Here is a 21685-nt window from a genome sequence, read left to right as displayed (position 1 = left end):
TCATAACTTTTTTATCAATAATAGTACATTCTCCATTCAGAAGGAAGCATGCAACGTAAATCTGAAAATTCACTCTATATATTGTTTTAAAAAGATTTTGGATCGTACCTTTGATTCAAATACCATGAAAATAGTACTTTTAACATAAAGGCATCCGTATTTTAATCGTTGATTTATACACTTCTTCCCTTTTTTGAAAAAATAAAACATAGATTACGTTCACCTAAGCATCAATCAGTGCTTCTCTCTACCTTTTATCTCTGTGTAATCAAAGATAAGTCCTTCCCTTCTCCTTCGTGAATAAAGAAAATGAAAAAGCAGTGTGTCTTATCAGAGAGACACTGCTTTTTCGGGTTAGTAGTAATTTAGAATGTCAGATTATCCAATTCTTTCCCGCTTGTTTCTTCATAGCCTTTCATATACTTGATTCGGCGTTGGGCAGAAGATTCGCTGACTTGTTCATCTGCATGGTAAGAAGAACGCACTAGCGGTCCCGCTTCACAATGTGTAAATCCTTTCGAAAGGGCAATTTCTTTTAATTCTTCAAATTCATCCGGATGATAGTAGCGTTCGACATTCAAATGTTTTTTTGTAGGCTGCAGATACTGGCCAATCGTTACAATATCCACGTTATGGGCACGAAGATCATCCATCGCCTCAATAAGTTCTTCTTTTGTCTCGCCAAGTCCAACCATAATGCTTGATTTTGTAGGTGTATCCGGTGCAATTTCTTTAACCCTTCTTAATAATTCCAAAGAACGATCATATCGGGCAATAGCACGAACTTTTTTCGTTAATCGTCTGACCGTTTCAATGTTGTGGTTAAAAATATCAGGTCCGCTTCCCATAAGTGTATGCAAGCTTTCATAATCGCCCTTCATGTCTGAAGGTAAAATTTCAATAGTACACCCAGGTACATTTTCGCGAATTTGACGTACCGTTTCTGCAAAAACAGCTGCACCGCCATCTTTTAAATCATCCCGGGCAACAGCAGTGACAACAACATGCTTCAATCCCATAATTTCTACAGACTCAGCTACTCGGCTTGGTTCATTCCAGTCCAGTTCATTCGGAAGACCAGTTTTTACTGCACAGAAGCGGCAGCCTCTCGTACATGTATCGCCAAGAATCATAAAAGTAGCTGTTTGGCGTTCACTCCAGCATTCATAAATATTTGGGCATTTTGCTTCTTCACAGACCGTATTTAAGCGTTTGTCTCGCATTAAATGTTTCAAATGATTATAAGATTTGTTCGTATTTAACTTAATTTTCAGCCATTCGGGTTTACGTAAATGTTCTTCTTGCTTTGCCACGTGATCAGCTCCTATCTGGAATGATTCCATTCATCTGTTACATATTTACTGTACATAAGCTCATGAATTTCCTGTTCTTGTTCATCAGAAAGGGTAAACGTTTCCAGTTCGATATCCAAACCTGTTTGAAATCCATCTTTTAACGCTGCCTTCGTTTCCTCCAAAGACACTTCTCTTCCAGCTGCTTCATCAATCGAAATCGCTTTATCGTCAAATCCTGCCCGGGCGCGCTGTTTGACTTTTTCATTACGATAAATAAATAAGTCATATAATGTATCCTTATCCACAGAAAGCGGAATAGATCCATGCTGCAATATAACCCCTTGTTTTCTAGTCTGTGCACTTCCTGCTGCTTTCTTATTGTCAATTACTAATTCATACCAGGAAGGTTCCTCAAAACAAACGGCAGATTGGGATGATGCCGCCTTTTCTTCTGGAACGGCAAAATCTGCTGCAATACCAAGATTACGATACCCGTCTAATAACCCTTTTGACAAAGTAAGATACGCGTCTTTAACGGACTTCGGCATCCGTGGATGCTGTTCTGAAATAATAACGCTGTAAGTCAGTTCCTTGTCATGCAATACGGCCCGGCCGCCAGTTAATCTCCGCACAAGTTGGAATCCATGTTTTTCCACTGCTTGCAAATCAATTCTGTTTTTCGTTTTTTGAAAATATCCAACGGAAAGTCCAGCAGGTAACCACTCATAAAATCGAAGAACCGGCGGTATTTTGCCTTGGCTATGCCATTGGAGTAAGCATTCATCTACTGCCATATTATAGGCAGGTGTTTGTTTACCGGTGTCTAAAAAATACCAAGTTTCAGTCATAAGAAAATTCTCTCAATAAAATGAGAAAACAGATCCCCCTTTGAATATGTATTTAAACCATTTATCAACGAATGATAACGTGCTCAAAAGCCTGTCTGCTGGTATCCTTTTTCACTTCTGGGGTGAAAGACTTTCTGGCTGCTTTACTTATGTCGGCATCTGTGAATCTGGAACTTTTGAACATGTACTTTTAATAGTAAATGTTTGTGTCATATATGTCAAAAATTCCAAAAAATTATCACTATTCATTTTCGTCTCTGCAAAGAAATGAACAAAGTAAATGACTGTATCCTTTTCAAATTCGATACAATAGTTCTTTATCACTTTATAACACAATCCTCATCAATTTACTTATGTTTAATAATAACACTTGTTTATTTATTTTGTAAAACAGAACTGTATAAAGTGAAAAAAGCAGAACACCACATTTTTTGCAGTGTTCTGCTATCTAAACAAGCCCTGTTTTATCCAATTGTTTCTATCATGGCTCGTAATTAAAATTATAATGCTGTAATTCCGCCGTCAATGACAAATTCAGGGCCAGTAGAATAGCTTGTTTGATTTGTTCAATCGTTGCTTTGGCATCTTCTCTATCCAGCATCGGTGTTTGAATCACACCAGTATGAACAGAATTTACATGAATATTGAGCAGTGATAATTCATGGCTTTCCGCTTTTGTCATACCACGGACAGCAAATTTCGTATCGGTGTATCCAACAGCTGCGCCGACTAGTCCATTCATGGAAGAAACATTAACAATCGATCCTGCTTCTTGCTCCTTCATAATAGGTGTGACAGCTTTCATTCCTAAACATACAGAAATTTAGTTAATATTTACGATTTTCATATACGCATCTAATGATAGTTCTTCAAGCGGAGTATTAAATGTAATGCCGGCGTTATTTACCAATGCGTCAATACGTCTCCACTTCTCCACGACAATATCTACGACCGTCTTCCGGTCTTCCTCACTGGCCACATCATGTTTAATGAAAATAACATCACCATCTGCCGTGCTAATGATGCATAACTTTGAAACGGGGCGGGAATATATATATGATTAATGAATTTGGGAAGGATGATAAAAATGGCGCAAGAAAAAGATTTCGAAGGAAAAGTTGTCTTAATTACCGGAGCCGCTTCCGGGATTGGTGAAGCAACCGCGCTAAAATTTGCTGAACGTGGAGCAAAAGTCGCGATTGGTGATATAAATGAAGATAGTGAGAAAGTTGTTCAACAGATTAAAGATAATGGCGGTGATGCAGTTTTCTTTAAAACAGATGTGAGCAACGCTGATCAGGTAAAAGCACTTATAGAAAAAACATCCGATCATTTCGGACAAATTGATTGTGCTTTTAACAATGCCGGGATTCTGCCAAAAATCGCTTCCTTTATTGAAACGGCAGAAGAAGACTTTGATAAAACGATTGCTGTTGACTTAAAAGGCGTCTTCCTCTGTTTGAAATATGAGCTCGAATATATGATGAAAGAAGGCGGGGGGAGTATTGTGAATACCGCTTCGGTTGCCGGATTGATAGCAGACCCCGATATGTCCCCTTACGTTGCTGCTAAACATGGCGTTGTCGGTCTGACAAAAGCTGCCGGGATTGAGTATGCGGATAAAGGTATCCGTGTTAATGCCGTCGCTCCAGGAGTTACAGCAACACCACTGGCTAAAGAAAAGCTGGAAGATCCGCAGATAAGAGAAGAAATGATAGGAAACGTTCCAGCAGACCGGGCAGCTACACCAGATGAAATTGCAGAAACCGTACTCTATCTATCATCCGATAAAGCAAGCTTCGTGATGGCTCAGACTTATGTCATTGATGGTGGTCAAATCGCCCACTAATAGAAGATGTCCAAAAAGTTTCTCAAATGATAAGGAGTGAATCTCTGCTTATTGATTCAAATTCAACTACTTTTGGAACATGTATGAATCACGTTAACTCTTACAACTTAGAACAGACATCAAAGAAAAAGGAGAAGACTATGAAGAAAAATTTTTTTCGATCATATGAGTTTCGTTTAATCGTATTTTTCTTTTTAACATGGGGATTTGTTTTTTTATCCCGCTCCTCCCTCGGATATTTATTACCAACCATGGTGGAGGATTTCGATCTAAATAATTCCCTGATTGGCCAAGCCAATATGTGGCAGACCATTGGTTTTGCGATTTCTGCACCACTTATTGGTGCGTTATCCGATAAAACCGGTTATCGAAAACGCATTTTAGTATTTGCCGTATTAGCAACTGGTATTTTTACTGTTCTTTCTGCATTAGCTCCAACTTTTTGGTTATTGGTCGTTATCCGGTTTCTCGTTGGAGCAAGCCTGGGACCGATTTTCCCGCTGATTGTTGCTATTATGGCGGATTCTTCCGGATCAAAGGGAATCGGACGCAATGTCGGTATTGTTAACGCAGGGGTTTCGATTATTGCTAATATGTTAGGTCCAACCTTGGTTACGCAACTGGTGACTTTTACAAATTGGCAAATGACATTTGTCTTTATTGGTATACCAAGTTTATTATTGGCTTTGATCATTTGGAAATTTACTAAAGAAGTCAACACTAAAGATACTGCTGCTTCCGAACCGGAACAAAGTACGAGCAGTTACAAAGATGTGCTAAAATACAGGAATGTAAAAATAGGTATTTTACTATCCGTTTTCTGTATGTCCAGCTTATGGATTCTGTATTCCTTTGGCCCACTTTATTTAACAGAAATCGGATTACTTTCCACCAGCAGAATGGGATTTAGCATGTCTGCGATGGGAGTTGTCGGCATTGCATGGGTTATCCTGATTCCGATGATTTCGGATTACGTCGGCAGGAAGCCTACTGTCATCTTCTTTTCTGCTGTGGCCATACTAGCTCCGCTCGGCCTGTTCCTTTTCCCTCAGACTTGGGTAGGTATTGCTGCATTAATTGGAGTTGGCGGCGTAATCGGCTCCCTGCCCCCTATCTTTATGAATATTGTTCCAACAGAAAGCCTGCCGGCGAATTTAAGCGCTACTGCCAGTTCACTTATTATGGGACTGGGAGAATTAGTCGGAGCGCTCGTCATTGGCTTGTCCGGAACATTAGCAGATACTTTCGGACTGAAAGTGGTAATGATTTCTGGAGCAGTGGCTCCACTGCTGATGGTATTCATTGCATTTGGCTTGATTGAGTCAAACAAGCAAAAAAAGAAGCAGAAGACTTCATCAGTATAAACACTACAACGGATAGGATAGATCTGGCGGATACAAATCCTGCTGCTCTATCCTTCTTTTGTTCAATCTATGTTCCAGCCAAGCATTATTTTCAAATCGGATGAATTGCTTTTATACACCTTGAGGGTATATCATTTACATAAATACTGACAGAAAGGGGATTTCATATGAAGGAAGTACATGAGTTAACGTCTATAAAAATGATAGAAGATTTTCTGGAAAATCACAATCTGAGCTTCCTTTTTGTATCCAGGCCGGATTGCAGTGTGTGTCACGCTGTATTACCGAAGCTAAGAACATTACTGGACGACTACCCCTTGATTCATTTAGGTCACATAGATGCTTCCAAAGTAGAAGAAGTGGCAGAAAAATTTTTGATTTTCACGGTTCCTATCATGATTTTGATTATAGATGGCAAAGAATATATACGCGAAGACCGCTTTGTCCGTTTTGAACAGTTGGAAGAAAAGTTGGATCAGATATATAATTTGTACAATAATTAAGTAGCTTAATAATATCAACTCGATTATATTATTATCAATATTGATTTTAAAATTTAAATTAAAAAGGAAGGTGGCAGAAATGAAACAATTTTCATCTCTGCCACCTTGCATATTTTAATGCCCCTTATTTGAATGAACCATTATTTTTACGGTTTCTTTCACGGAGTCAATTCCGTTTGATGTTAAACCCATGGGGAAAGTTGCATTAAAAATAAAACATTGATTATATCTGAGAATTACCACAATAAATCAAAATGCACAAACTATATTATCTGCTTTTGTATTTTTTATTTTATGTTACGTTAATGACTCTGCCTTAAAGCGATGGATAGCGGATAGTATTTCGTGTAACATGTTTTTTCAAACTGTTTCACACTACCATGAAGATATTAGTACTCCACCTATAGCTCCAATGACAACAATCATCCAAGGCGGCAACTTCCAATAGACTAGCATACTGAATAATATAGCCGCAAAAGCAAAATCAACCGGACTCAGGATAGCGCTTGTCCAAATGGGATGATAAAATGCGGAAATCAAAATTCCTACGACAGCCGCATTGACTCCCATCAGCGCTCCCTTCATGTTTTGATTTTGACGGATTTGATTCCAAAATGGCAATGTACCTAGAATAAGCAGAAACGCCGGCAAAAATATAGCTACAGTTGCCAACAATCCACCTGACCATCCACTAATAACAGAACCAATATATGCCGCAAAAGTAAATAATGGTCCCGGGACAGCCTGCGCAGCTCCATAACCAGCTAAAAAGGAAGTTTCATCCATCCAGCCTGTCAACACAAATTCTTGCTCCAGCAATGGCAAGACCACATGTCCGCCGCCGAAAACAAGCGAACCAGCACGGTAAAAACGATCAAACATATCGATCCAATTCAGCGCTGTCACTTCTTTTAAAATCGGAAGCAAAATAAGCAGTCCGAAAAAGAGCGATAGACAAATACTTCCCAGCTTTCGGGAAATCGGAAAAACAAATTGCGAGTCCTCTGTCTCCGCATGATTTTTATATACTGCATAGCCAATTAGACCTGCTAATAAAATAACACCAACCTGCGTAAAAGCTGTTTGCCATAATAAAGTGCATACTAAAGCAAATAATGCAATAGCTTTGCGTCCACGGTCTGGTGTTAACTTTTGGGCCATTCCCAAAATTGCATGTGCTACAACAACCACGGCAACGATTTTTAACCCTTGAATCCATCCTGCTTCTTCAAAAGATGTTCCTTGCAAAACCAACGCAAAAATAACCAGCGCAATCACAGAAGGAAGCGTAAAGCCGATAAAAGAAACAATTCCCCCAAGTATACCTCCGCGCATAACACCAATCCCGATACCGACTTGACTGCTTGCCGGTCCCGGTAAAAACTGACACAGAGCAACTAAGTCACTATAACTTCTTTCATCCATCCATTTTCTTTTCCGGACATATTCCTCGTGAAAATATCCAAGATGCGCAATTGGTCCGCCAAAAGAAGTCAGACCTAATCGCGTAGAAATAAGCAGGATTTCTAATAACCGTTTGAATTTCTCTTTTAATGTTGTATGATTCACTCAGTACACCCTTCCCTGTCCGTCTTTCATTTCTTTAAACGCTTCATATGCTGTCTCTCAAGCTTTCTTCAGCATCTATGTACGCCAAAAATCGGGAATTCATTGCAAGATAAAACATATGCATATGAAAACGTCCTAGAAATAACCTTCCCCTTATAGACTTCCTTCCTCAAGCATTGATATCAAATGTCGTCATTACTGTATCATTGAGGCTTAACCAGAACAATCCTCCTCTATAAAATTTACATAAACTTTACAAAAGAGGAAAAAAGCCAATTTACTCCATATACACATGAAATAAATTGACTTTTTATGGTTGCATGCAATACCTTTATTTGAGATTAAGCCCCTTCTATCATATCCCGTCTGCGATATCCGAGGTAACCAATAATCATCAAAGCAATACTGATCCCTGTTATAATCATAAAAACAGGTGCATCGAAGCTGTCCATCGGCATTTGCGGAATCCAGCTTTGTACAGCTGTCTTTAAAAAGCCCTCCGGCAAATCCAAAATACCATCAAAGTAATTCAAAATAAAGGAATAGCCAAGATAGGCATAGACGACTTTTCCTAATTTCGGTGCCCAGCCAAGCGCTACAGCTGCAAGACCTGTAAAGAATAGTACGGATGGAAAAAAGTTGTAGCCTGCAGCCAGAAAATCACGGATACCCAGCGTGGCATTGTCACCCATGACAGAGACAGCTGTACCTCCAAGACCACCGGCCGCCAGCAACGTCCCAATTAAACCTGCAAAAACGGCTAACCCGATCGTTGTCCAGTAAAGTTGTCCGCGAGTGACTTTTGTGGCATGAAGCTGACTTAAATGCAAGCGGCTCTCTTCTGCAAACAGCTTATTTACTATGACGATTGGCAAAATAGAAACCAAAACCATCATGACCATCATAATCGTTCCTGTAAAGGATTCTTCAATGGAAACACCTGATTGTGCAAACATTTCCGCCATCATCTCATTACTTTCCAGGAATGTCTGCATATCCCCATAAATAGAACCGTACGCTGCTCCCATCACGGCAAAGCCAATCAGCCAGCCAATAGTAACTCCCTTATTCAGTTTGGCAAACAATCCCTGCACCGATAGTAGAGACCGTCTTGCATGCTCTCTTCCTTCTCTTTCAGGCAAGTAACCGGCCCCCATATCACGTCCGCCTTCCAGCGTAAAAGCAAGGATTACCATCACTGCACTAAAAATGAAGGCAAAAATAATCGGCAGCCAGTTGTTCTCTGTAAATGGATAGGTCAAATACGTCCAGCCAAGCGGATTGAACATAGATAAATCCACATTCGATACATCCGTTCCGGCACGAATAATATAGAGCAGCCCAACCAAACCTAAGCTTGAACCTGTGGCACTGGAGGAAGCAGGCATAATTTGCGCCATCACCAGTCCAATCGCTGCCCCAATCATACCAGCTATGCCAACGGATGCTCCAAATAGAAAGGAACCCTGCACTGTAATCGTATCTGCACCGAAACTTATTAACAATCCGCTAATAAAAAGCGCCAATATCGCATTGATAACAATCACTTCAGTCGTTGCCGCAAGCGAGTTCGCCTGCCTTCCAATTTGAAAAGATCTTACAAGCTCTGTCAGACCGAGATCTTCTTCCTTTCTTGTGTGTCCAACAACATGCAAGACAGACATAATCATCGCAAACAATCCGCAGAATAATAACATTTCATGTGCATACATCGCTCCTAATGTATATTCTGCTGCGGTTTCAATTGGTGTCGGACCAACCATAGAGATCATCGCCGGGTTTTGCAGCGTTTCAAACATTCCTGCCAACCCTTGCCCTTTTGCAATTTCTTCAAAAGCAGGCACAAAGCCGCCAGAAAATAGACCAACTCCCAAAATCCAAAAAATTATCTTTTTCCAATCACGTTTTACATACTGCCAAAATAAGGTATCCCAACGCGCAAATTTTTCCTTCATGGTTCTTTCACCTCCTATATCCGCACTTATCCTTCATAATGCCGCATGAATAAGTCTTCCAATGTCGGCGGAACAGCTTCAAACTTCTTCACGCCCAGTTTCGTTGCTTCCAATAGAATCGTATTGATGTATTTATTGTCAGCAGAAAAAGTAGCTTGATTATCTTTTTGCGTAAAATCATGGACACCTTCTACAAATTCCATTGGCGAAACATCCGCTTCTGTGGATAAAGTAACTGCAGAACGGGTCAAATGCCGTAATTCATCCAATGTCCCGGACTCTACAATCTCCCCTTGGCGGATAATGACGACCCTGTCCGCTAATCGCTCTACTTCACTCAAAATATGCGATGACAGCAAAATGGATTTTCCTGCTTCCTTGATTTTTTCTACTTCTTCCTGAAAAACAGCTTCCATCAACGGATCTAGCCCAGAAGTCGGCTCATCAAAAATATATAAATCCGAATCCACAGATAAAGCGGCGATCAAACCAACTTTTTGCCGATTTCCTTTGGAGTACCCTTTAGCCTTTTTCTTCGGATCCAGTTCAAAACGTTTGATTAAATAATCCCGTTTTTGCTTATCTCCGCCGCCATGTAGCTTCATAAACAGGTCAATGATTTCACCGCCTGTCAAACTCCCCCAGAGCGCAACATCTCCCGGCACATAGGAAATACGTTTATGAATTTCCAAGCTTTCCTTCCAAACGTCCTTCCCAAAAATCTCTGCCTGGCCGGCATCCCTTTTAATAATTCCCAATAAAGCGCGAATCGTGGTTGACTTACCAGCGCCATTCGGACCGATAAATCCGACGACCTCCCCCGCTTCTACAGTAAAGGTCACATCACTTAATGCTTGAAACTTACCAAACTTCTTTTGCAAGCCTTGTAATTTCACAATGTTTGTCATAAGACTGACACCTCTTCTCTCCTTATTTCATATACGGTTTTATTTAGTTCTGTTCTTCACCCCTTGAAGCAGACAAAATAAAACCATTAATCATATAACAGTTCAAAAATAAAGATTAAACAAAAAGTTTAAAACCATTAATCTATAATATGGTTCAATATTATTCTTTTTTATCTTTGAAGTCAATATAATATATACTATTTTTTATTTGCCAGTTCATAATTAGACGGATATAATAAATAGGAAGAGAGACGTTCATTTACAAATTTTTTTATGAATGTTTGTTCAACAGAAAGCAGGTCATATATGTGAATGGTTTTGAAAAAAGAACAGAAGAAAAGAAAAAGCAGATTTTAGAAGCAGCTTTTGAACTGATGAACGGAGATACAGATACCGGCAATGTAACCATGGAGGAAATTGCGAAACATGCGAATGTCGGCAAAGCTACCCTTTTTAAATATTTTGGCAGCAAGGATAACCTGATTCGTGAAGTTTTCCAAGATTTTATTAACCGGCTGATTACGGATGCAAAAAATATTATGGCTGAAAATAAACCTTTTGAAGAAACATTGATTGCATTGAGTCAAAATAAAATCGGTCTGTTGGATAAAATCAGTCACCCCTTTTACATGCGAATGATGGATTTTTTTACAGCAAAGGACGAGGAAGGCTTATCTTTAATGATGCAGAAATTTAATGAAATAAATTATGGTATGTTGTTGGATTTATTTCACCGAGGCCGGAAAGAAGGAAAAGTGGATCTGAAATATTCGGATGAATTTCTGCTGCTGTATTTCCAGGCGATTGTAGAAGGGATTTCCAAGCCGCAGATTTATGAGAAAATTGCCCCTTATACCGAAGAATGGACAGAAATGCTTATTAAAGGAATTGCACCGAGGAAGGATTGATCTTGCTCGATGCTTTCTTTTAAAGTAATTGCAACAAAAAAAGCCGGGAATTATCCGGCTTTTTTTCTCAGCAGGACGCAAAAGGAATACCTTTCCTTTCACTTCATTCTTTTTTTTTCTGTCTTCCTAATATCCCACTTCGACAACAGCATTGACAATATACATTAAGTCATTTTTATCTTCTTGGTCACTTAGATAGACACCGCTTGTTGTAATCAGCCCGCCATCTAACTTTTCCACCGTCACCGTGCCATACGGTATCAATTGCTTTATCTTTCCTTCATCCAAATGTTCCATATCTCCTGGAATACCCAATTTCACATTTACCTTCATGTTGTTTAAGTCTTGATCAGGCAGCGCGCCTTGAATTCCCGGCATTGAATTAGAATGAATTGCATTTGTCACAGCACGTTTGGAAGCTTCGTTAATATTTTGCCCGTGTAAATCTACGCCTGTACCTGTCTGAATAAATATCATTTGTTCCATGTTTTTGCTCTCCTTCCTGATTTTTATCGTTTCTGCATAATTATTTTCTACATTCCCATTTCTCTGAAATCATACATACTACCATTCTTCCAGCCGCTTATACTTATTTACTGTGTTTTGATCCAGAAAATATAATGTATCCAACAATGCTGGAATAAAGGAACCGGGTCCTTCTGCTTTTTTCATTGCCAACTCCGCTGCAATTCCATAAGCAGCAGTTACCTCAACACTTGCCTCATACACATCTTCCCCAACGCTGACATACGGTCCGATCAGCGAAGTGAGCAGACATCCGCTCGTTGTGATATTCTGCAACATGGCATCCCCATTACTGCAAAATGTTGTACGAACACCATCGGTAATCACGTCTGTTTTTCCAGTTGCAATGACGACTGTATTATATTTTTTTGCTACTGCCTTTGCGATTTCCGGATCAATTTCCGCAATGGTGGAGTCAGGACTTTTCATGGATTCAAACACATTTCCTAGTACAGCAATTTCTCCTGCATTGGCCCGAATAGCTGTAAATTGAACTTTTTCCAGCAGCTTATCAATGACTTCTGTCCGAAATGTTGTTCCTCCAGCAGCAATCGGATCCAAAATAACAGGAACCCCTTCCTCATTCGCTGTTTTCCCTGCAATCAACATGGCCTCTGCACGTTCCTCCGTCAGTGTTCCAAGATTCAACACAACAGCTTGAGCATGTTGCGCATTCTCCACTGCTTCTTTTGGAGTATGCGAATTAGCCGGAGAAGCACCGATTGCAATCAATCCATTTGCGGCAAAATTCGTGGCTACTTCATTGATGACATTATAGATAAGCGGGTTTCTACTTCTGATTTTCCCGATATAATCCATAACAAAACACTCCTTTTTTTCTAATTATTCCAAATACAAAATTTGCAAGAATTGCTTTAATAAATTAAAAACCACCCCGAAATGGAGTGGTTACTTTTACGTAAAAGATATAAATACACCGTATATCCGCCATCTCCACTTTCCTACGCTAGTATGAGCTAGATCAGGTTCAAAGGGATTAAGATGCAAATCTTATCTCAGCCAGACGGCACCCCTAGTGGTTTATTATTCAATGTTACATTCATTTTAATATTATATTTTCATATTGTAAAGGGATACAATAGGTGTACACTATTAGCCTGTCTTTATTATAATCAATCATTGAAAATCGATATTTGAGACAATGTTTTTCTAAGATTAATAGCATCCCAAGGCAGATGTTCAGCTATCCCTAGTCCAACAATTTCAGCTTGTTCAGAAACATCATTTAATACACGAGCAACTTGTGCAAGTTTCATTTCACCAACTGCCGCAGGAAAATCTTCTGAGTCCGTATATGGCTCTGCCGGATAAATAGAACGAAAATCCTTCGGGGATAAAACATCCAAGTCAAAGTGAACAGCTAAATATGCAATGTTATTTTCTTTTATCCAATCCATAATCGGATCGCTATTTTCTTTTAACTCCTCCGGACCGACAAAGGGGACATGTAATTCTTTTACTAACTTGTCCCTATCACGTAAATCCTTTTCTATTAATCCTGCATACATCATATGGCTCAAGGGCACCGGGTTTTTTACTTCTGTAACAAATTGAGGCGCACCCTTTCCCAGCAAATTGGCCGCCACCATCTCATGAACATCTGTCGAATCATTTGTTGTTGCAATATCCGGATGTGCATCCAACCATAAAATCCCTAGTTTATCACCATATTTTCCGCTTAAATAATCAAATGGCACTTGATCCATGGAACAGTCTCCGCCAAATATAATGACTTTATCCGGCTGCTGTTCTTTCAGAATGTCAGCTGTTTTTTTCATTTGTTGCGATATGACGTGCTCACCTTTTACACCATTTTTCACTTCTAATTTCTTTTCAAAGTCTGTATCCACTTCTACTTCAAATGTTTCGCTTGTTTTACTTTTCGGCGCAATGTGTGCTAATAGTTCACCTCCAAAAGCATAATCGGGGTTATTTCCTCCTTGCCACTGCGGGAATAGCAGTCTTATAGTCTTTTTATTTTGTGCCATATTTATTCTTCCTTTCTTTGGTTTTCTGCTTTAAATAAGCTTGTTGATACATTAATGCTATATCTTCTTTTATTCATTCAAAATGGGTTGCTCTATTTCTACTTGTTTTCCCTAAATGCTTCTACTATTAACCAAGATAGCTAATATAACACGCCTTTATTGCAATACGGCTATTTGTTACTTTACCTTTAATACTACTGTATACGAATGAACGCAATCATTTTACAATTTGTTTCGTCAGTCTCAGTTGCCAGTTAAAAATTAAAAATGACAGTTTCTTTATTTCCCAGGAAATTACCTCCACTCTCAGCATACCATTCTCGAATAAATTTACAGAGTGATATCAACGAACAAGAATCGATTATATTATTCTATCCTTTATTCCTTACCTTTTGCTGAAGCTATTATTCCTTTATTATTTAAAATAGAACAATATAAGAGGAGAATATAACATGCACAAAAACCTATACTCCATCGGCGAGACAGCCAAATTAAATAATATTTCCATCCAGTCATTAAGGTATTATGACAAAATCGATTTATTCACTCCTGCTTTCATAGATCCTGAAAGTAACTACAGATATTATCATGAAAAGCCACTCCTCTTGTATACAATTCCACGTACGTTGTCAGTTCCCCTATTTCTTCTTGGGTTATACCGTTTTGTTTTAGTTCTAAGTGAAATTTTTTACGGAAAATACAACCAGATACAATTCGAACATCTGCAATAAACAGCGTTCGACAAATAAATAACAGGTTTACTTGCTTCCTTTTACGGTTATGTTAAAATAAAAAATAGCTTTCTTAGATTTAGGAGGAGAAAAATTTGTCATGACTAAAAAATCGAATAAAAACTTTTCCAGCGTATTTACGTATGCGTCGGTTATCGTCGGCATATTAGTTGTGCTGGGTGCTGTTTTTCCTGATCAATTTGGACATTATTCAGGAGCAATCGGCGATTGGGTTACAGAAACTTTCGGATGGTATTATATGGCAGTATTCACTGTCATCTTATTTTTCTGTATCTTCTTGGGTATCAGTCCTATTGGTAAATTGAAATTGGGGAAACCAACAGATAAACCGGAGTTCAACACTATTTCCTGGTTAACCATGTTATTTAGCGCTGGTATGGGAATCGGGTTAGTATTTTACGGTTCATCAGAGCCAATCTCCCATTACCTTGCACCGCCTACAACTGACCCGGAAACCAGAGCTGCCTTAGCGGAATCAATGCGATCCACTTTCCTGCATTATGGATTCCACCCTTGGGCTGTGTATGGGATTGTTGCATTGGCATTGGCTTATTTCCAATTCAGAAAAGGAGAAGTCGGCCTTTTATCGAAAACATTACGACCTATATTTGGTAATCGTGTAGACGGGCCATTAGGAAATATCGTTGACGTATTAGCTGTGTTTGCAACGATTATCGGTGTAGCTGTTTCCTTAGGTGTAGGAGCCATGCAAATTAACGGAGGTCTAAATTATCTCTTTAATGTTCCTAATAACATAATTACTCAAGGAATTATTATCGCCATTGTTACCGTATTGTTCTTAATCAGTGCTTGGAGCGGATTAAGCAAAGGAATACAGTATTTAAGTAATTTAAACATGATTTTAGCAGGGCTGTTATTCCTGTTTATGTTGATTTTAGGACCAACATTACTTATTCTCAACATGGTAACAAGTTCAACAGGCGATTACTTAACAACACTTTTATTTAGCAGTCTGGATGCAGCGCCATTAAACGATCAGAAACATGAATGGATGCAGAGCTGGACATTATATTATTGGGGCTGGTGGATGAGCTGGAGCCCATTTGTCGGCATTTTTATTGCTAGAGTTTCCCGCGGTAGATCTATCCGGGAGTTTGTTTTAGCCGTATTATGTGTTCCGACCCTTGTAAGTATATTCTGGTTCAGCGCGTTCGGTATGACAGGAATCGAAGCGGGCCAAGGTGCACCACAAATATTTAATTTGCCGCCTGAGACGCAGTTATTCGGTATTTTCAATGAACTGCCTTTGAGTATTATTCTATCTGTTATTGCGCTCGTGCTGATTGCATCTTTCTTTGTTACATCAGCAGACTCCGCAACATTTGTATTAGGTATGCAGACCGCTTTTGGAACCCTGCATCCGAAGAACTTTATCAAAGTGGTATGGGGCGTATCATTATCCGCAATTGCGTTTGTATTACTATTATCAGGCGGAGAAACCGGATTGGACGCCTTGCAGTCTGCCGCCATTATATCGGCATTGCCGTTTAGTGTAGTCGTCATATTAATGGCTATCTCTTTCTTCAAAGACGCAAACCGGGAAAGAAAATATTTAGGTTTGACTATTACGCCGAATAAAAGAAGAATGCAAGAATATATAAAACGAACAGAAGCAGAAGAGCGAGAAAATGATTAACCGAATGATTCAACAAATATATCATTGAAGCAATATTTCACCTAAAAACCCTTGTATCAAAGTGATACAAGGGTTTTTAGGTGAAATATGACATGTTAGTTCATTTCATCCAAAAATAAAATGTCGTTTTATATCCTCTTACTAATCAATTACAAAAGCAAACAGCATTTACCTTCTTATTTTATTCCTGCTTCTTGTCCATTTTATCTTCTAAATTGGACAAATGCTTGCAAAAAACAGCTTGACGATTCAATAATGCTATTGATAGACTGCATCTAGACCATAACTAGAAAGGTCGTTCTATCTAGTTTTACATTATTATTCAAGCATTTACAGAGTTAGGATGAACAACATGAAGTTTTCAAAATTAGTGCTGCCTGGTGTGACAATGATTGCAGTTGCCTACGGTTTGGCAAGGTTCAGCTTTGGTCTGCTTCTTCCGGCAATAAATGAATCGATGGAGATGACCGATTCTACCTCCGGGATTATTTCTTCTCTATTTTATGTTGCATATTGTGTAACAATTATTTACGCCACTGTTATGACTACAAGAGAAGGACCGAGAAGAATGATTATATTCGCCGGCTTGTCTGCATTTCTTGGTCTGTTTTTGATGGCCGTTACACCGAATGTCTGGGTGCTTGGATTAGGTGTTCTGCTTGCTGGCGGAAGTACGGGTCTGGTATCACCTCCTTATGGGGGTGCCGTTTCGCTTTGGATAAAAGAAAAGCAGCAAGGAAAAGCAAATACATGGATTAATTCAGGAACAGGCTTCGGTATCGCACTCTCTGGATTAGGAGCTATTTTACTCACGCCTCATTGGCGAATAACTTATGCAATCTATGCTGTATTAGCATTATTTATACTTATATGGAATTATAAAGTGATTCCGGAAATGGATACCGGATCAGGATCGAAACTGATGTTTAAAAAAGGAAATCTTTCGCTTCAGGGTGCAAAAGGGTCAACTAATTTGGTTATAGCTTCCTTCATTTTAGGTTTTTCCACAGCTGCATTCTGGACATTTTCCAGGTCATTTATTGAAGCTGCCGGGGACTACAATAACGTACTTCTCTCCGGATTTTGGGTGATGATTGGTATTTTCGGTGTGCTTGGAGGTTTTTCAGGATCAATGATTGAAAAAGGAGGCCTCCCTTTCGCTTATAAGATAGGGAGCTTAGCCATAGCTTCTGCATCCATTATCCTCGCATTGGCGCCGGAAAATCTGCTGACTGCTTATTTATCGGCCGGGTTATTCGGTTGCGCTTATATCTTTCTAACCGGTGTTCTGCTTGTTTGGGGAATCCGGGTTTTTATCAAAAATGCCTCCTTAGGCATCGGAGTTCCTTTCTTACTTTTAGCAGTAGGACAAGTAATCGGTTCCTCTTTAGCAGGTATGTTTATAGAAACATGGGGATATGCTCTCTCGTTTACGCTTTATGGATTCACTGGCTTAGCAGCTGCTTTTATCGGACCAAGAAAATAGCAAAAAGAAATCCCAACTCATTCGTTATTGGAATAAGTTGGGATTTTATCGTTTACCTGCTTTTATTCTATTTTATTCTTTCTGATTCGGATTCTCATCAGATTGGTCTTTTTCAGAATCGTCATTTGCTTCCTCTTTTTCTTGCTCAGAAGATGCAGCAGCTTCCTGTTGCTTTCTTTCATCCACTTGACGCTGTGTGATGATTTCTCCATCCGGCGTCATATATTTCTTGTTCATCTTTCTTGTTTCCGGATCAATAAAGCTATAGATAATCGGAATAACAAACAAGGTTAAGAATGTGCTCGCAGTCAATCCGCCAATAACAACAATTCCCATTGGCGCAATGCCTTCCATGCCTTCTCCAAGTTCCAGTGTTAATGGAAGCATACCGAGAATCGTGGTAATAGCTGTAATAAGGATTGGTCTGAATCTGTCCTGCACACTGACTTCAATTGCCTCGTAAGCGGACATTCCTTTTTCTTTCTGCTGTTGGATATAATCCACAATCAAGATCGCGTTGTTTACAACAATTCCGATAAGGAGAATGAGACCTACCATGGCTATCACACTCAGCGGATTATTTGTGATTAACAGAGACAGAGCAACACCAATAAATGCTAATGGAATCGTCATGATAACTGCAAACGGTGCTTTAAATGATTCAAATTGAGCAACCATGACAAGGTAGATAAATACAATTCCAAGCGCAATGGCTAACATTAATTGCGGAATCGCATCATTGAGCATTTCCATATCTCCGCCCATTGAATGCTCGGTATCTTCATGCAGGTCAAGATCATCAATCTCATTTTCAATCAGCTGACTCGCTTCATTCAATGAAAGACTGTCGCTGAAGGAAATGGTTAATTCTCTTGTATCTTCCATCTCATCTCTATTAATAAGTGTAGGTGATTCTCCTTCTTCCAGAGAAGCTACATCTCCCAATTCTACATAGTCGCCCTCCTCATTGGCAATAGAGATATTTTCAAACGCTGCTTCGCTTTCCAGTACATCAGCAGGATATTTCACATTAATGGTAGTAAAGCCATCATTTTCTTCAATCGTAGAAGCTTCAACACCATTGGTTGCTTCATACAATGCTTCTCCAACTTGCGCCGGTTGTAATCCATTAGCACGTGCTTCTTCACGATCAACAACTACCTGTAATTCTTCCACCGTTCCTTCATTGCTGGAAGTCACACTATTAATGTCTTCTTCCTCTTCCAATGCATCGATTACATCTGTTTCTGCTTCATCCAAGCGTTCTTCATCGTCATCCGATAGATTCAACACAACCGTATTTGGTTCTCCGGCACTTGCCTGGGACATCGGAACAACATCAATCTCTGCAGAGGAATCTATATCCTGAATATCATCTTCCACTTCATTGATAAAGTCGGAAGTCGTCATATCCCGCTCACTGGCATCCGTTAATTGTACGCTCACCGTTGCCGAGTTGCTTTCATCTGTAAAGGACATCATACCAGACGAACCAGTTGTACTTAGATAAGCATCCACTTCATTATGGTTATCCAGTTCCGCTTCAATATCTTCTACGGTGTCTTGCGTATCTTCCAGCAAGGTTCCTTGCTCTTTTTCAACCTCTACTGTCAAAAAGCCTTCATCTTGTTCCGGCATGAATTCCATTCCCTGCACTGTTAAGCCGACAGCTCCAGCGACAAATAAGACAACAGCAGTAACTAATACAGCAACTCTGTGTCTGAGCGTCCATGCAGAGGCTCTTCGCAGTCGCTTCATGTAGCCTTTTTGTTTCCGTTTCGATTCATCCATATTTTTCGGCTCTGTCAAAATACGGCTTGCCAGCATTGGCACAACAGTCACTGCCACAAATAAAGATGCAAGCAGACTGAACACCACGGTGATCGCTAATGGGGTAAATAATTGACCCACCAGGCCGGTAACAAACACAACCGGTAAGAAAACAGAAGCTGTCGTCAAGGTAGAAGCAAGTATCGCTGTAAATACTTCCCTTGTTCCTTCTCGAGCTGCTTGTTTAGGAGTTTTACCCATGGACAGATGTCTGTAGATATTTTCAATCACAACGATCGAGTTATCTAAGAGCATCCCGATTCCAAGTGCTAAACCACCCAATGTCATCATGTTGATACTGATATTTGTAAAGAACAATAACGCAAAGGTAGTAATAACAGAAAACGGAATAGACAGACCGATAATCAACGGCGCCTTCAAGTTTCTTAGAAATGCAAACAACACAAACATAGCTAACACCGCACCGCTGATAAGGGAAATATAGATACTGTCAATTGCCATATCTATATACTCCCCTTCGTCATAAAGCGTGCTGACAGATAGCTGTTCATATTCATCGTCTTCCAGTAAGGTGTCCAGTTCTTCATTAAATTCTGCATTGACAGAAGACGCGTTCGCACCATCTGCCAGCATCATTTCAAGCTGAACGGCATCTTCCTCGTTATAACGTGTAATCACGCCGCCATTATCTTCCGAGATAGATACATCTGCCACGTCATCCAACGTTACTTCTTCATCAGACATGTCAAGCAATACCAGATCACGCAGTTCATCCAAACCTTCTAGTTCATTCGTTGTACGTGTCGAAATATTATATCCTTGATCGGTATCCTCAATCGTATCGATAGGCATAGAGATATTATTCGACTCTATCATTCCGGCGATATCGGACTGTGACAGGTTATAGTCACTTAAGGAATCTGTATCTAATTCCACAGCTACTTCTCTATCCATCAACCCATTAATATTAATGGATGCGACACCTTGAATGGATTCCAGTTCATTTGCTAAATCATTAACTTGATTTTCAAATTCCACTGTATCTCCATTGGTTGATGTAGCTGCCATTTGTATACTTGGCATCATGGAAATATCAAATTCTATAAAACTCGGATCCTCTGCCTGTTCAGGCAACTCGGCCGAATCCATCGTACGGGTTATTTCATTCTCTACTTCATCGATAGTCATATCATAATCAAATTCTAAAAAGACCATTGAGGAAGCTTCTTGTGATTGAGAAGAAATATTCTGTAACCCGGTAACCGTAGAAAGGTCCTCTTCAAGAGGTTCGGTCACATTATCCAATACTTCTTCCGGCCCCGCTCCCGGATAACTTGTTGCCACAACAGCAACAGGCGGGTTAATATCAGGCATCATTTGAATCGGCAGCCTGGTTAATGAAACGCCGCCCAGAATTAAAAGGACCAACATCACAACGATCGTGAATTTTGGTCTCTTAATCGAGAAATTCGATAAATTCTTCACTTACAAAACTCCTTCTATTTAAATTTTAGTATAGACCTTTTTTATCGGCTATTTAAAAATTGAACAACGTGTTGTATTATTTATTATAAGGAGAATATATACAATAGACAATGAACAATTGAGCTTCATTTGTTGAAAAAAAGGAGGTACCTATTATGGGGGTCAAAGAACAGACAAAAACAAATTTGAAAGAAGCATTCTGGTCTATTTATAAAGAAAAACCGATTAATAAAATATCTATTAAAGAAATTACGGATACAGCAGGATATAACAGAGGCACCTTCTATAATTATTATAATGACGTCTACGATATTCTGAATGAAATTAAACAAGGGCTTGTTCCTTCTGAAGAGCTGCTCTCTTCGATTCTACAAAGCTTTCAAGATAATGACTTGCATAATCTGAAAGCAGAAAGAGAACAAGCCCGTTACGAGATAGAAAAATCCCAAGATCAGGAAATGAACGAAAAAATTATGGTACTGCTCGGCCCAAATGGCGACCCAGATTTTCTATACGAATATAAAAAAATGGCCCGGGAAAAAATACTGAATCAAGTCAAAGATTTAGATGAACAAAATCAGATTAAACTGGTATATATTATTGAATTTTTGATTTCCGGAATGATTCATACCTGGCTGCTTTGGGTTGAGAATAATGAAGATATGTCTGAGGAAGACCTGGATAAAATGTTGAACGAAATAGCTGAAAGTGGCTTCGAGAAGGTGCTGGTTGATATATTTCATGGAGGAAAGGAATAATAAGTTGGAATTTTTTAAACTTA

17 protein-coding genes, 1 pseudogene and 1 riboswitch are annotated in these 21685 nt (G+C 39.4%); of the genes and pseudogenes, 8 read left to right on the top strand and 10 right to left on the bottom strand.

Annotation, left to right across the window (positions count from 1 at the left end):
- Nucleotides 1-365: 365 nt before the first annotated feature.
- The 3 genes and pseudogenes from lipA to ACFQ19_RS10945 form a co-directional block, all read right to left on the bottom strand.
- Nucleotides 366-1313, bottom strand: a complete 948-nt coding sequence (gene lipA / locus ACFQ19_RS10955; protein ID WP_379592123.1) for a lipoyl synthase — start codon at nt 1311-1313, stop codon at nt 366-368.
- 11 nt (nt 1314-1324) lie between these two features.
- The gene (locus ACFQ19_RS10950) at nt 1325-2143 is read right to left on the bottom strand and encodes a lipoate--protein ligase family protein (RefSeq protein WP_379592122.1); all 819 of its coding nucleotides are present in this window, start codon (nt 2141-2143) and stop codon (nt 1325-1327) included.
- Nucleotides 2144-2624: 481 nt separating this feature from the next.
- Nucleotides 2625-3122, bottom strand: a pseudogene (locus ACFQ19_RS10945) (SDR family NAD(P)-dependent oxidoreductase).
- Between the two features lie 108 nt (nt 3123-3230).
- Between ACFQ19_RS10945 and ACFQ19_RS10940 the strand changes: the two are divergent.
- The 3 genes from ACFQ19_RS10940 (at nt 3231) to ACFQ19_RS10930 (ending at nt 5859) form a co-directional block, all read left to right on the top strand.
- Entirely contained in the window at nt 3231-3992 is a 762-nt protein-coding gene (locus ACFQ19_RS10940) for an SDR family NAD(P)-dependent oxidoreductase (RefSeq protein WP_379592121.1), read from the top strand.
- A 140-nt stretch (nt 3993-4132) separates the two neighbouring features.
- On the top strand, nt 4133-5356 hold the full coding sequence (locus ACFQ19_RS10935; RefSeq protein WP_379592120.1) for an MFS transporter: 1224 nt from the start codon (nt 4133-4135) through the stop codon (nt 5354-5356).
- 167 nt (nt 5357-5523) lie between these two features.
- On the top strand, nt 5524-5859 hold the full coding sequence (locus ACFQ19_RS10930) for a thioredoxin family protein (RefSeq protein WP_379592119.1): 336 nt from the start codon (nt 5524-5526) through the stop codon (nt 5857-5859).
- Between the two features lie 375 nt (nt 5860-6234).
- Here the strand turns inward: ACFQ19_RS10930 and ACFQ19_RS10925 are convergent, their stop codons facing one another.
- From ACFQ19_RS10925 to ACFQ19_RS10915, 3 genes are all read right to left on the bottom strand, one after another.
- Complete coding sequence (locus ACFQ19_RS10925) at nt 6235-7428, bottom strand: chromate transporter (protein ID WP_379592118.1); 1194 nt, start codon at nt 7426-7428, stop codon at nt 6235-6237.
- A gap of 341 nt (nt 7429-7769) precedes the next feature.
- Complete coding sequence (locus ACFQ19_RS10920) at nt 7770-9383, bottom strand: ABC transporter permease (protein WP_379592117.1); 1614 nt, start codon at nt 9381-9383, stop codon at nt 7770-7772.
- A 26-nt stretch (nt 9384-9409) separates the two neighbouring features.
- Nucleotides 9410-10291: an ABC transporter ATP-binding protein gene (locus ACFQ19_RS10915; RefSeq protein WP_379592116.1), complete on the bottom strand. Its 882-nt coding sequence runs from the start codon at nt 10289-10291 to the stop codon at nt 9410-9412.
- A gap of 308 nt (nt 10292-10599) precedes the next feature.
- Here ACFQ19_RS10915 and ACFQ19_RS10910 point away from each other — a divergent pair, with 308 nt between their 5' ends.
- On the top strand, nt 10600-11199 hold the full coding sequence (locus tag ACFQ19_RS10910) for a TetR/AcrR family transcriptional regulator (protein ID WP_379592115.1): 600 nt from the start codon (nt 10600-10602) through the stop codon (nt 11197-11199).
- Between the two features lie 126 nt (nt 11200-11325).
- On the opposite strand, the gene ACFQ19_RS10905 is transcribed toward ACFQ19_RS10910, so the two are convergent.
- From ACFQ19_RS10905 to ACFQ19_RS10895, 3 genes are all read right to left on the bottom strand, one after another.
- A complete protein-coding gene (locus tag ACFQ19_RS10905) occupies nt 11326-11685 on the bottom strand; it encodes a Lin0512 family protein (protein ID WP_379592114.1) in 360 nt (119 codons plus the stop codon).
- A 78-nt stretch (nt 11686-11763) separates the two neighbouring features.
- On the bottom strand, nt 11764-12543 hold the full coding sequence (gene thiM, locus ACFQ19_RS10900) for a hydroxyethylthiazole kinase (RefSeq protein ID WP_379592113.1): 780 nt from the start codon (nt 12541-12543) through the stop codon (nt 11764-11766).
- Nucleotides 12544-12666: 123 nt separating this feature from the next.
- Nucleotides 12667-12769, bottom strand: a riboswitch (TPP riboswitch).
- An 88-nt stretch (nt 12770-12857) separates the two neighbouring features.
- Complete coding sequence (locus ACFQ19_RS10895; RefSeq protein ID WP_379592112.1) at nt 12858-13733, bottom strand: arginase family protein; 876 nt, start codon at nt 13731-13733, stop codon at nt 12858-12860.
- Between the two features lie 452 nt (nt 13734-14185).
- Here ACFQ19_RS10895 and ACFQ19_RS10890 point away from each other — a divergent pair, with 452 nt between their 5' ends.
- From ACFQ19_RS10890 to ACFQ19_RS10880, 3 genes are all read left to right on the top strand, one after another.
- Entirely contained in the window at nt 14186-14464 is a 279-nt protein-coding gene (locus ACFQ19_RS10890) for a MerR family DNA-binding transcriptional regulator (protein WP_379592111.1), read from the top strand.
- Between the two features lie 100 nt (nt 14465-14564).
- The gene (locus tag ACFQ19_RS10885) at nt 14565-16142 is read left to right on the top strand and encodes a BCCT family transporter (protein WP_379592110.1); all 1578 of its coding nucleotides are present in this window, start codon (nt 14565-14567) and stop codon (nt 16140-16142) included.
- Nucleotides 16143-16494: 352 nt separating this feature from the next.
- Nucleotides 16495-17628, top strand: coding sequence for an MFS transporter (locus ACFQ19_RS10880; RefSeq protein ID WP_379592109.1), 1134 nt, complete (start codon nt 16495-16497; stop codon nt 17626-17628).
- Nucleotides 17629-17700: 72 nt separating this feature from the next.
- On the opposite strand, the gene ACFQ19_RS10875 is transcribed toward ACFQ19_RS10880, so the two are convergent.
- Complete coding sequence (locus tag ACFQ19_RS10875; protein WP_379592108.1) at nt 17701-20904, bottom strand: efflux RND transporter permease subunit; 3204 nt, start codon at nt 20902-20904, stop codon at nt 17701-17703.
- Nucleotides 20905-21059: 155 nt separating this feature from the next.
- On the opposite strand from ACFQ19_RS10875, the gene ACFQ19_RS10870 reads away from it, so the two are divergent.
- A complete protein-coding gene (locus tag ACFQ19_RS10870; protein ID WP_379592107.1) occupies nt 21060-21662 on the top strand; it encodes a TetR/AcrR family transcriptional regulator in 603 nt (200 codons plus the stop codon).
- The last annotated feature ends 23 nt before the right edge of the window (nt 21663-21685 follow it).

Origin of the sequence: Oceanobacillus locisalsi (genome assembly GCF_042675985.1) — a bacterium.
GTDB classification, from domain to species: domain Bacteria; phylum Bacillota; class Bacilli; order Bacillales; family Amphibacillaceae; genus Oceanobacillus; species Oceanobacillus locisalsi.
Note: the sequence above shows the minus strand (reverse complement) of the source record. Positions and strands in the feature narration are given on the sequence as shown.